This is a genomic window from Micromonospora sp. NPDC047074 (assembly GCF_040643815.1).
GTDB lineage: Bacteria > Actinomycetota > Actinomycetes > Mycobacteriales > Micromonosporaceae > Micromonospora.
This window is the reverse complement of sequence record NZ_JBEYVB010000008.1, coordinates 136,548-149,034: the sequence shown is the minus strand read 5'-3', so window position 1 is coordinate 149,034 and position 12,487 is coordinate 136,548. Positions and strand designations below refer to the sequence as shown.

The following is a 12,487-nucleotide window of genomic DNA, read 5'->3' as shown; positions in this document are numbered from 1 at the left end:
ACACGAGGAGACGACGATGAGTTTCACCCCGCTCGCGGGCACCCGCGCGCCGGTACGGGTCTGGACCGACCCGTACGACATCGAGCCGCAGGCCGCCCAGCAGCTGCGCAACATCGGCGCGCTGCCCTGGGTGGAGGGCGTCGCGGTCATGCCGGACGTCCACTTCGGCAAGGGCGCCACGGTCGGTTCGGTCATCGCGATGCGGCAGGCCGTCTCCCCGGCCGCTGTCGGCGTCGACATCGGCTGCGGCATGTCCGCGGTCCGCACCTCGCTGACCGCCGCCGACCTGCCGGACGACCTCGCCGGGGTGCGCTCGGCGATCGAGGCCACGATCCCGGTCGGGTTCGCGCAGCGGGAGAAGCCGGTCGACCCGCGCCGGATCCGGGGGCTGGAGCAGGGCGGCTGGGACGACTTCTGGCGCCGGTTCGGCGACCTCGACCGGCGGGTGGCGCAGCTGGAGACCCGGGCCCAGCGGCAGCTGGGCACGCTGGGCGGCGGCAACCACTTCATCGAGGTCTGCCTGGAGCAGGGCGGCACCGACGAGGGACGGGTGTGGCTGATGCTGCACTCCGGCTCGCGCAACATCGGCAAGGAGCTGGCGGAGCGGCACATCGCGATCGCCCGGCGGCTGCCGCACAACACCGACCTGCCCGACCGGGACCTGGCGGTGTTCCTCGCCGGTACGCCCGAGATGGACGCCTACCGCCGGGACCTGTGGTGGGCGCAGGAGTACGCGCGGCGCAACCGGGCGGTCATGCTCGCGCTGCTCTGCGGCGTGGTGCGGGAGCAGTTCCCGCAGGTGCGCTACGACGAGCCGATCTCCTGCCACCACAACTACGTGGCGGAGGAGAGCTACGACGGCGTCGAGGTGCTGGTGACCCGCAAGGGGGCGATCCGGGCCGGTCGGGGGGACCTGGGCATCATCCCGGGGTCGATGGGCACCGGCTCGTACATCGTGCGGGGCAAGGGGAACCAGGCGGCGTACTGCTCGGCGTCGCACGGGGCCGGGCGGCGGATGTCGCGGGCGCAGGCGAAGCGGACGTACAGCACCGCCGACCTGGCCGCGCAGACCGCCGGCGTGGAGTGCCGCAAGGACGCCGGGGTGGTCGACGAGATCCCCGCCGCGTACAAGGACATCACCCAGGTGATGGCGCGGCAGGAGGACCTGGTCGAGGTGGTGGCGCACCTCAAGCAGGTCGTCTGCGTCAAGGGCTGACCGCCGACCGGCGCCCAGGGGGGTGGGCGCCGGGGCGGAACCCGTGCGGGGCGGTCCACGATCGATGCCCGTAGAGTCTCGCCGTGACCGAGATCGACGCGCAGGTCGACCTGCTCCACCCGGCGAACCGGGTCTGGCACGCATTGACGGATCTTGGGCTGCTCGCGCGGTGGTTCACCGAGGTCGAACAGATGGCGGGGCAGCGCGACCGGTTGCTGCTGTTCACCGCGGGGCTGCCCGGGTTCGACGCCGCCGTCGACGCGGAGGTGGCCGACCGGCGGGAGCCGGAGCTGATCGCGTTGCGTTGCCTCGAGGGCGGCCGGCGTAGCCGGTTGACCTGCGAGGTCGCTCCCACCGCCGAGGGCAGCCGGCTGTCGGTACGCGAGGTGCTGGAGCACGGGAGCTGGACCGAGGAGCAGCGGGCCCGCCGGGAGGAGTCCTACCGGCAGGCGCTGGCGGGTCGGCTGCCGGCGATCCTCGACTGGCTGGCGTTCCGGCAGGTCGACCTGCGGCGTGGCGAGGCCGGGATGACAATCGAGCTGCCGGCCGTGGCGTTCGGCGACGCGCCGGCACCGCCCGGTCGCCGCCGGCCGCTGCTGGTCGCGGGGGTGGCCGGTGTCGTGCTGGCCGCAGGGGCGGGCGCGTGGGCCGTGTTGCCGGCCGACCCGGAACCCGTCGCCGGCCCGGACCCGGCGGCGTCGCCGACCGCGACGGCCGCTGCGAGCCGGACGGCGAAGCCGACCCTCTCCGCCCGCCCGACGCGGACCGCCACGTCGGCCACGCCCCGCCCGAGTCGCACCCCCACGGCGAAGCCATCGCGTACGGCCACCCCGAGCGCATCGCCGGCCCCGGCCGTGACCGCCCGCTACGCGACGGTGTCGACGCGGTTCCTCGGCTACACCGGGGAGGTCGTCGTCGACAACCCGGGTGGCGCCTCGGCGAAGGGCTGGACGGTGGTCGTCACGCTCGCCGAGGGCGGCACCGTCACCGAGGCCAGTGGTGCCGACTGGCGGCAGGAGGGGCAGGCGGTCACCTTCACCGGGCCGCCCGTGCCGGCCGGCCGCTCGCGGACGTTCACGTTCGCCGTCCGCGACGGCGACCCGCTGACCAAGGCCCCCGAGGGATGCGCGCTGGGCGCCACCCCGTGCGCGGGCCTCTGACGACCGGGGCGCGTGGCCGCGCGGGGCGGGGCGACGCTGATAGGGTGGGTGACGAGTGATCGGGCGACCCTGACCTCGACGACGCAGCGAGATCAGGGCGGACAAGGAGACCAGACATGGCGGGCGACGACGACATCTCCGGGTGATCCCGGAGGACCCGGCCATCGGCAGGCGTACGACAAGCCGCCGCCGTGGCCACGGGCCGGCGTTCTCTGAATCCCGTCCTCTCGGGCGCCTCGGTGCGCCCACCTCACCTCAGGGGTCTTTCGCATGTCCGACGCGTTCATCGTCTGCTCGCGCCTCTCCTTCTCCTGGCCGGACGACACCCCGGTCTTCGCGGACCTGTCGTTCACCGTGGGCGCCGGTCGCACCGGCCTCGTCGCGCCGAACGGCGCCGGCAAGACCACGCTGCTCAAGCTGATCGCCGGCGAGTACCAACCCACCGGCGGCTCCGTGACGGTCGACGGGGTGCTCGGCTACCTGCCGCAGAGCCTTCCCCTCTCCGGTGACCTGACGGTGGCCGAGGTGATGGGGATCGCCCCGGTACTCAGGGCGCTGCACGCCATCGAGGCCGGGGACGCCGCCGAGGAGCACTTCACCACGATCGGCAACGACTGGGACGTCGAGGAGCGCACCCGCTCCCAGTTGGACCGGCTCGGCCTCGACGACGTCACCCTCGCCCGACCCCTGCACACCCTCAGTGGCGGCCAGGTCGTCTCCCTCGGCCTGGCGGCGCAACTGCTGAAGCGGCCCGACGTGCTGCTGCTCGACGAGCCGACCAACAACCTGGACCTCGACGCCCGCCGCAAGCTCTACGCCGTGCTGGAGGACTGGTCAGGCTGCCTGCTGCTGGTCAGCCACGACCGGGCGTTGCTGGACCGGATGGACCGCATCCTCGAACTCGACCGGAGCGAGATCCGCTCCTACGGGGGGAACTACACCGCGTACGAGGAGGCGGTGCACGCCGAGCGGGAGGTCGCCGAGAAGAACATCCGCCACGCCGAGCAGGAGGTCAAGCGGGAGAAGCGGGAGATGCAGCAGGCCCGCGAGCGGGCGGAGCGCCGGGCCGGCAACGCCGCCCGCAACCTCAAGAGCGCCGGCCTGCCGAAGATCTTTGCCGGCACCATGAAACGGGGCGCCCAGGAGTCGGCCGGCCGGTCGAACGAGACGCACGCCGCGCGGGTCAGCGACGCCAAGGCCCGGCTCGACGAGGCGGGGCGGGCCCTGCGCGAGGAGCAGCGGATCACGGTGGAGTTGCCGGAGACCAACGTTCCGGCCGGCCGCACCGTGTTCCAGGGCGAGCGGATGCAGGTCCGCCACGGCGACCGCGCCCTGTTCGCCGGTGACGGCGTCGACCTGACGATCCGGGGGCCCGAGCGGATCGCCCTGACCGGCCCGAACGGTGCCGGCAAGTCGACCCTGCTGCGCATGGTCAGCGGGGACGTGGCGCCGGAGGGTGGCCGGACGAGGCGGGCCGACGGCCGGATCGCGTACCTCTCCCAGCGGCTGGACCTGCTGGATCCCGACCGCACCGTGGCGGAGAACCTGGCCGTGGCCGCGCCCGCGATGCCGGACGCGCAGCGGATGAACCTGCTGGCCCGCTTCCTGTTCCGGGGCACACGCGCCCACCTGCCGGTAGCCACGCTCTCCGGCGGCGAGCTGCTACGCGCCACCCTGGCCTGCGTGCTGTTCGCCGAACCGGCGCCGCAGTTGCTCCTGCTCGACGAGCCGACCAACAACCTTGACCTGGTGAGCGTGGGCCAGTTGGAGAACGCGCTTGACGCGTACGAGGGCGCGTTCGTGGTGATCAGCCACGACGAACGGTTCCTCGCCGAGATCGGGGTGGACCGCTGGCTGCGGCTGTCCGAAGGTCGGCTGGTGGAGACCGGGGCGCCCGAGGACCTCGGCGCCGACCCGCGACCGGGACGCCACCGCTAGCCGGTACGGCAGGGCCGCGGTGTCTCCGGTGCCGTGCGCGAAGGCCACTCGTTGTCGTTGCTCGCCGGTGACGTGTGCCGATCGGTTGGCGATGGTCGCCACCGGTCGCCACCGGCCGCCGCCCGCGATCCCTCCGCTTACGAGGTCACTCTGAGTGGCATCCTTCGCCCGCCCCTCGCCTCATCCTCCGACGCTTTGCTCTGCAGCCATGGACGCACCAGTTACGGTGCGTGGCATCACGCCGATGGACGCCGCCAGGCAAGCTAGACGCCGGTGCAGGTGGATCGCATGGTGCGTCCCTGGCTGCAGAGCAAAGGGCAGGCGAGGGCGGACCTCCATTCCCCGCCGAACGTGACACTCCGTCACATCGCGTGGCGATAACTCTCGGTGACTGCTCGACTTGGCCCGGGCCGGCCGGGTCGCGGTCCGGCCGGGTCGGGGTCCGGCCGGGTCGCGGTCCGGCCGGGTCGGGGTCCGGGGCACGGGCGGTGCGGACGACGGTGTCGGGTGGCAGGTCGTGCAGGTCGTAAAGCTCATGGCCTCGCGGCGGGCCGGTGGCGGTGACCGGACACTGTAGAGTTCGTCGTCGCGTCCGGCCTGATCCGGCCGCCTGTTGACCGACGACGACCGGAGAGACAGTGCTCAGTAGACGACAGTTCCTCGCCGCGGGTGCGGGAGTGCTCCCCGCCGTCGTGCTCGGCGCGACCGCCGGCCGCGCGCTGGCCAGCCCGACGGCGATCAGCGCGATGGTGGAGGCCTCCGGAGTCGCGCCCGCCGCGCTCGCCGGCTTCGACAACGTCCTGCGGAGCTACGTCGCCGAGCGCGGCATCTCCTGCGCGCAACTCGCGATCACCAAGAACGGGCGACTGGTCCTCGCCCGCGGCTACCGCTACGCCGCCGGCGGCACCGCCGTCCCGGCGGTCTCGCCCACGTCGCTGTTCCGGATCGCCAGCCTGAGCAAGCACGTCACCGCCGCCGCCGTCCTGCGGCTGGCCCAGGACGGCCTGCTGGGCCTGGACGCCCCGGTCGCCCCGCTGCTCGGGCTGTCGACCGCCGCCGACCCCCGGCTGGCGAACGTCACGGTCCGGCGGCTGCTCCAGCACACCGGCGGCTGGGACCGGGACGTCTCCGGCGACTACCTGTACCTCGACCACACGATCGCGAGCACGCTCGGCGTCCCGCTGCCGATCAGCCAGGACCACATCATCCAGTACGCATCCCGCCGCCCCCTCGACTTCGCCCCCGGCACCAGGTACGCCTACAGCAACTACGGCTACCTGCTGCTCGGCCGGATCGTCGAGAAGGTCTCCGGCAGGAGCTACGAGTCGTACGTCAACGAGAAGCTCCTGGCTCCCGTCGGCGTCACCCGGATGCGGCTCGGTCGCACCCTGCGCGCGGAGGCCGCGCCGACCGAGGTGGTCTACGAGTCGCAGTACACCAGCCGTACGGTCACCGACCCGTCGGGCGCCGTGGTGCCCACCCCGTACGGCGGATTCAGCATGGCCAACCGCGGGCCCGGCGGCGGCTGGCTCGCCTCGGCGGTCGACCTGGCGCGTTTCGCGCGGGTGTTCGACGCCGCCGGCCCGGTGCTGAACGCGACCTCGATCGCCGGGATGTTCGCCAAGCCGGAGATCGGCGTCACCGAGAGCGGCTCCTGGTACGGGGCCGGCTGGTGGGTGCGGCAGGTCACCGGCCACCTCAACACCTGGCATGACGGATCCCTGCCCGGCACCTACACCTACCTCGCCCGCCTGCAGAACGGTTTCACCTACGCCGCCCTGTTCAACCGGCGGGAGGAGACCGGCAGCCTCGACTTCCACGTGCTGAGCCCGCAGATCAACGCCGAGATCGGCAAGGTGACGACCTGGCCCACGACCGACCTCTTCTCCAACTACCTCTGACCGAGGTCACCCGCTGGCTGCCCGCGCCGGTATGACGGTTCCGTTATGCCGTATATCGACAGCTCTCGCTCTAGCATTCACGTACATCTATGCCGGCGGTGGCACGCCGCCGGACGACCACAGGGAGTACGGAATGTTCCGACGACAACTGCTGCGCGCGGCGGGAGCCGCGCTGGCGGCGGTCCTGGCCGCAACCGGAATGCAGGTCGCCACCGACACCGGCGCGTCCGCCGCCGCCCGGACGGTCTACTACGACGCGAGCCGGGCCGGCGAGTTCCGCACCAACTTCGACCAGGCCGCGGCCATCTGGAACAGCCGGGTCAGCAACGTCCAGCTGGTGGCCCGTACGCCGGGCAACGTCACCATCTACGTCGACAGCGGCTGGCCGCGCGCGCAGGTCACCAGCCTCGGCGCCGGCCGGATCTGGATGGGCTGGACCGCCGTCAACCAGGGGTACAACCGCACCCGCATCGCCACCCACGAACTCGGCCACATCCTCGGCCTGCCCGACCTGCGCACGGGACTCTGCTCCGACCTGATGTCGGGCAGTAGCGCGCCGGTCTCCTGCACCAACGCGTACCCCAGCGCGGCCGAGGCGTCGCGGGTGAACCAGCTCTTCGCCGGCGGTCTCGCCGCGGCGGAGGCGCCGACCGGCACGTTCGTGTGGAACGACACCGACGACATCACGCCGCAGGTGGTCAACGGCCGGCCGGCCACCGAGAACTACCCGTGGATGGTGTACGTCTCCGGCTGCACCGGCACGCTCATCAAGGCCAACTGGGCCGTCACCGCCAAGCACTGCGGGACGCCTTCCTCGGTGCGGGTCGGCAGCATCAACCGCACCAGCGGCGGCACCGTCGTCTCGGTGATCCGGGCGGTCAACCACCCGAGCGTCGACGTGAAGCTGCTCCAGCTCGGCAGCTCGGTGAGCTACGCCCCGGCGCCGATCCCGACCACCTCCGGCGCGGTCGGCACCGCCACCCGGATCATCGGCTGGGGCCAGACCTGCGCTCCCCGGGGCTGCGGTAGCGCCCCGACCGTCGCGCACGAGCTGGACACCTCCATCGTCGCGGACAGCCGCTGCCTCGGCATCAACGGCCCGTACGAGATCTGCACCAACAACACCAACGGCAACGCGGGCGCCTGCTACGGCGACTCGGGCGGCCCGCAGGTGCGCCAGATCAACGGGGCGTGGGCCCTGATCGGCGCCACCAGCCGGGCCGGCAACAACAACTCCACCTGCGCCACCGGCCCGTCCATCTACGTGGACCTGCCGTCCATCCGTACCTGGATCAACACCCAGGTCGGGGGCCTGCCGGTCTGACGCCCGGCACCGGGGGGCGCCGCACGCGGCGTCCCCCGTCCGCCGCCGACGGTCGGGGCGTGACGCGGCGATCACCCGCAGTGCGGTACGGTGCCGGACACACCGACTCCCTTCGAGGTGAACCATGTCTGCCGTGGCCGCGCTCGCCCTGACTCTGGCACTCGCTCCCGCGCCCGCGCCGTCGGCCTCCGGCGGGCCGGTCGGCGACCTGCTCGACGGCGTCGGGAAGATCGTCGACGACCTGCTCACCGGGGGAGGCCAGGCCACCCCGAGCGCCTCCCCGACGCCGGCTCCGTCCGGCTCCACGGCGCCCACCCCGAGCCCGGCAGGCTCATCGGCCGTGCCCAGCCTGGAAGGCTCCGCAGCGGCGCCCGGTCGAGCTCGGCCAGCGGGGCGCTCGGGCGATCGGGAGGCCGAGGTGCCGGGCCCGGACGGCCGGGGCGGCGCTTCCGGCGCTCCCTCGGCGCTCGGAGCCCCGCCCCGGGACGGCGACGGCGATGGAACGGACCGATGGCTGGTCACCGGTCTGGTGCTGGGCGCCCTGGCGGTGCCGGTGCTGCTCGTGTGGAGCCGGCGGCGCCGACCCGCCGCCGCACCCTCCGGGCCGGCCAGCCCATCGGCCCCGGCGCCCGATCCGGGGGAAGAGCCCGCCGTCGACAACGTCACGCGACTGCCGACGAACCTGAACGCCATCTACGAACTGGGCCGGCTTGACGAGCGGCTGAGCCAGGAGCGCGACCGCCGCCCCTGACCCGTCTGGTGAAAGGAAGGGCCCCTTGCGTTGGCAAGGGGCCCTTCCTTTGGCTTGTTGGGGGGTCAGGAGGTGTAGCCGCGGGTGGCGATCCAGTCGGCGAGGTTGTCGACGCTCATCCGGTAGGAGGCCTGGTTCGGGTCTGCGGAGTCGGCGATGGTGACGGTGTTGCCGTTGTCGCGGTAGCCGACGACGCTGATGTAGTGCCCGCCCTCGAAGGAGTGGGTGGTGCCGGTGGTGTCGGTGGCGGTTCCGGCGATGTTGGCGACGATGGCGTGGCCCTCGTCGATGGCGGTGACGATGTCGGTGCGCAGCTTGTCGGTCTGCTTGTCGTCGGCCTTGGCGCCGGGGATCTCGACGGACTGGTAGGCGTCCTTGCCGGTTTCCTTGTTGAGGACGGGGGTGATGTCGTTGATGGAGTTGGTGCCGGCTTCGGTGGTGCCCATGCGCTGGGCCATGCCGTCGACGTCGATGTTCTTGCCCTGGACGCTGAGGGCGTTGCGGGCGGCGGCGGGGCCGCAGTAGTAGAAGTTGGGCTGGGCTTCGTAGCGGACGTCGAGTTCGCGTTCGCTGTGCTTGCGGTCGGCCTGCTTGCGGTCGGCCTGGACGGGCGTGGCCGGCTTCTCGGCGGGGGCGGCGAACGCGGCGGTGGCGGGGGCGGCGATGGCGCCGCCGGTGACGGCGAGCCCGGCCACGGTCAGAGCGGTCTTACGGATCAGATCGGTACGCATGATGAGAGCACCTTTCGATCGGGGGTACGCGACACACCCCGCAGGGGGGTGGGGTGTGTTGCGGGTGAGGGAAAGGTCAAGCCAGAAGGGGTGCGCCACGCCTCGGATGGAGGGGGCGGTCCCGGGGGATGTAACGATCCGAGGCCGGCGGTCATTCCGGCCCGGCGTTTCCCGGTCACCCCGGTCACCTGTCGTCCCCGGCCACTTGCTCCCCGGGGCGGGGGCGGGGGTTCACGCGCTCACCTGGTTACAACGACCCGGACCCCCGGCCCATGCCCACCGTCCCGGTGACGCTCACCACCCCAAACCACCCCATACGGAACGTTACGCCCGCCCGCGCTCGGCGATCTTGCACTTTCCGCCCCGGCAAAACCGACTCGTGCCGCAAAGTTCGGGCACAAAGTGCAAGATCGCGAGCCGGGACGGGCGCGCTCGCTGCGCCCCTCCCGTCCCCGCCTCGGCGATCTTGCACTTGCTGCCCTCATAAACCCGGCATATGCCGCAAGCCTTGGGCGCAAAGTGCAAGATCGCGGCCGGGAGGGCGCGGGCCTGGGGGCGCGGGAGGGGACGGGGGGTGGGAGGCCGGGGCCGGCGGGGACGCCCCGGACGGGCGGGGAGGCGGAACAGGCGGGTAGGACCGGGCTCGTACAGCGCAAAGGGCGGCGGCCCCCGGTGGCTGGTGTGCCACCGGGGGCGCCGCCCTTTTGTGCTTTGTTCCTACTCGTCCGCGCCTGCGGCAGCGGTGCCGCCGAGATCGGCCGGTACGGCGTCCGGCACGGTGGCCGGCCGGTCCGCGCCCTTGAAGACGAGCTTGGACTTGTCGATGTTGTTCGGGTCGCCCTCGCAGTCCACCACGACGATCTGACCCGGGGTCAGCTCGTTGAAGAGGATCCGCTCGGAGAGGTTGTCCTCGATGTCGCGCTGGATCGTGCGACGCAGCGGACGCGCACCGAGCACCGGGTCGAAGCCCTTGGTCGCCAGGTACTTCTTGGCGTTGTCCGTCAGCTCCAGGCCCATGTCCTTGTTGCGCAGCTGGCCCTCGATCCGCTGGATCATGATGTCCACGATCGACAGGATCTCCTGCTGGCGCAGCTGGTGGAAGACGATGGTGTCGTCGATCCGGTTCAGGAACTCGGGCCGGAAGTGCTGCTTGAGCTCGTCGTTGACCTTCTGCTTCATCCGGTCGTAGTTCGAGTCGGAATCCTCCGACGCCTGGAAGCCGAGCGAGACCGCCTTGGCGACGTCGCGGGTGCCCAGGTTGGTGGTCAGGATGATGACCGTGTTCTTGAAGTCCACGATCCGGCCCTGACCGTCGGTGAGCCGACCGTCCTCCAGGATCTGGAGCAGCGTGTTGAACACGTCCGGGTGGGCCTTCTCGATCTCGTCGAAGAGGACCACCGAGAACGGCCGACGCCGCACCTTCTCGGTGAGTTGGCCGCCCTCGTCGTAGCCGACGTAGCCGGGAGGGGCACCCACCAGCCGGGAGACCGTGTAGCGGTCGTGGAACTCGGACATGTCGAGCTGGATGAGGGCGTCCTCGCTGCCGAACAGGAACTCCGCGAGGGCCTTGGACAGCTCGGTCTTACCGACACCGGACGGACCGGCGAAGATGAACGAGCCCGACGGGCGCTTCGGGTCCTTGAGGCCGGCACGGGTACGCCGGATCGCCTTCGAGACCGCCTTGACCGCGTCCTCCTGGCCGATGACGCGCTTGTGCAGCTCGTCCTCCATGCGCAGCAGGCGCGAGGTCTCCTCCTCGGTCAGCTTGTAGACCGGGATGCCGGTCCAGTTGCCGAGCACCTCGGCGATCTGCTCGTCGTCGACCTCGCTGACGACGTCCAGGTCACCGGCCTTCCACTCCTTCTCCCGCTGCGCCTTCTGCCCGAGGAGCTGCTTCTCCTTGTCGCGCAGCTGGGCGGCCCGCTCGAAGTCCTGCGCGTCGATCGCGGACTCCTTGTCGCGACGCACCTGGGCGATGCGCTCGTCGAAGTCGCGCAGGTCTGGCGGCGCGGTCATCCGACGGATCCGCATCCGGGCACCGGCCTCGTCGATCAGGTCGATCGCCTTGTCCGGCAGGAAGCGGTCGGAGATGTACCGGTCGGCCAGGGTCGCGGCGGCCACGAGAGCCGCATCGGTGATGGAGACGCGGTGGTGCGCCTCGTAGCGGTCGCGCAGGCCCTTGAGGATCTCGATGGTGTGGGCCAGCGACGGCTCACCCACCTGGATCGGCTGGAACCGGCGCTCGAGAGCGGCGTCCTTCTCCAGGTGCTTGCGGTACTCGTCGAGCGTGGTCGCGCCGATGGTCTGCAGCTCACCGCGGGCCAGCATCGGCTTGAGGATGCTCGCCGCGTCGATCGCGCCCTCGGCGGCGCCGGCGCCGACCAGGGTGTGGATCTCGTCGATGAACAGGATGATGTCGCCGCGGGTGCGGATCTCCTTGAGCACCTTCTTGAGGCGCTCCTCGAAGTCACCGCGGTAGCGGGAGCCGGCGACCAGGGCACCGAGGTCAAGCGTGTAGAGCTGCTTGTCCTTCAGCGTCTCGGGCACCTCGCCCTTGATGATCTTCTGGGACAGCCCCTCGACCACGGCGGTCTTGCCGACACCCGGCTCGCCGATCAGGACCGGGTTGTTCTTCGTACGGCGGGAGAGCACCTGCATGACCCGCTCGATTTCCTTCTCGCGCCCGATGACCGGGTCGAGCTTGCCCTCGCGGGCGGCCTGGGTCAGGTTCCGGCCGAACTGGTCCAGCACGAGGCTGGTGGACGGCGCGGCCTCGCCCGGCGCGGCGCCCGCCGCGGCCGGCTCCTTGCCCTGGTAGCCGGAGAGCAGCTGGATCACCTGCTGGCGGACCCGGTTGAGGTCGGCGCCGAGCTTGACCAGCACCTGGGCGGCGACGCCCTCACCCTCACGGATCAGGCCGAGCAGGATGTGCTCCGTGCCGATGTAGTTGTGGCCGAGCTGCAGCGCCTCGCGCCGCGACAGCTCAAGCACCTTCTTGGCCCGCGGCGTGAACGGGATGTGCCCGCTCGGCGCCTGCTGGCCCTGGCCGATGATCTCCTCGACCTGCTGCCGCACGCCCTCCAGGGAGATGCCGAGGCTCTCCAGAGCCTTGGCGGCGACGCCCTCACCCTCGTGGATCAGGCCCAGCAGGATGTGCTCCGTACCGATGTAGTTGTGGTTGAGCATCCGGGCCTCTTCCTGGGCCAGGACGACAACCCGTCGCGCTCGGTCGGTGAACCGCTCGAACATGCCCTCGTGCTCCTCACGTGCCGTGCGCACTCGATCTTGATGGTCAAGAAGTCGTGGCGGGGCCAGTGCGCGGACGACCGGGACGGGCGTCCGTGCCTCCTTACTCTATCGCCGCGAACCGACTCCGCTGAGGTCGTGTGTCCCCGTCGGAGGCCGTGTACGCGTCGTTTTACACAACCGTCCGCGCTCAGGGGGTGTTCCGGTACCCCTACCTGTA

General features: G+C 71.5%; 8 protein-coding genes. 6 read left to right on the top strand and 2 right to left on the bottom strand.

All coding sequences use genetic code 11. From position 1 onward, the window contains the following. Window positions 1-16: 16 nt before the first annotated feature. The 6 genes from ABZ809_RS14630 (at window position 17) to ABZ809_RS14605 (ending at window position 8,290) form a co-directional block, all read left to right on the top strand. Window positions 17-1,216 carry an RtcB family protein gene (locus ABZ809_RS14630; RefSeq protein ID WP_357562962.1) on the top strand — a complete coding sequence of 400 codons (1,200 nt, stop codon included), beginning with the start codon at window positions 17-19 and terminating at the stop codon, window positions 1,214-1,216. An 83-nt stretch (window positions 1,217-1,299) separates the two neighbouring features. Then, on the top strand, window positions 1,300-2,376 hold the full coding sequence (locus ABZ809_RS14625) for an SRPBCC family protein (RefSeq protein ID WP_357562961.1): 1,077 nt from the start codon (window positions 1,300-1,302) through the stop codon (window positions 2,374-2,376). Window positions 2,377-2,646: 270 nt separating this feature from the next. Next, the gene (gene abc-f, locus ABZ809_RS14620) at window positions 2,647-4,314 is read left to right on the top strand and encodes a ribosomal protection-like ABC-F family protein (RefSeq protein WP_357562960.1); all 1,668 of its coding nucleotides are present in this window, start codon (window positions 2,647-2,649) and stop codon (window positions 4,312-4,314) included. Between the two features lie 638 nt (window positions 4,315-4,952). Further along, on the top strand, window positions 4,953-6,215 hold the full coding sequence (locus ABZ809_RS14615) for a serine hydrolase domain-containing protein (protein ID WP_357562959.1): 1,263 nt from the start codon (window positions 4,953-4,955) through the stop codon (window positions 6,213-6,215). 133 nt (window positions 6,216-6,348) lie between these two features. Further along, window positions 6,349-7,539: a snapalysin family zinc-dependent metalloprotease gene (locus ABZ809_RS14610; RefSeq protein ID WP_357562958.1), complete on the top strand. Its 1,191-nt coding sequence runs from the start codon at window positions 6,349-6,351 to the stop codon at window positions 7,537-7,539. Window positions 7,540-7,663: 124 nt separating this feature from the next. Beyond that, complete coding sequence (locus ABZ809_RS14605; RefSeq protein ID WP_357562957.1) at window positions 7,664-8,290, top strand: hypothetical protein; 627 nt, start codon at window positions 7,664-7,666, stop codon at window positions 8,288-8,290. A gap of 65 nt (window positions 8,291-8,355) precedes the next feature. Here the strand turns inward: ABZ809_RS14605 and ABZ809_RS14600 are convergent, their stop codons facing one another. After that, window positions 8,356-9,021: a C39 family peptidase gene (locus ABZ809_RS14600; protein ID WP_357562956.1), complete on the bottom strand. Its 666-nt coding sequence runs from the start codon at window positions 9,019-9,021 to the stop codon at window positions 8,356-8,358. A 717-nt stretch (window positions 9,022-9,738) separates the two neighbouring features. After that, window positions 9,739-12,270 carry an ATP-dependent Clp protease ATP-binding subunit gene (locus tag ABZ809_RS14595; RefSeq protein ID WP_357563039.1) on the bottom strand — a complete coding sequence of 844 codons (2,532 nt, stop codon included), beginning with the start codon at window positions 12,268-12,270 and terminating at the stop codon, window positions 9,739-9,741. Window positions 12,271-12,487: the final 217 nt, after the last annotated feature.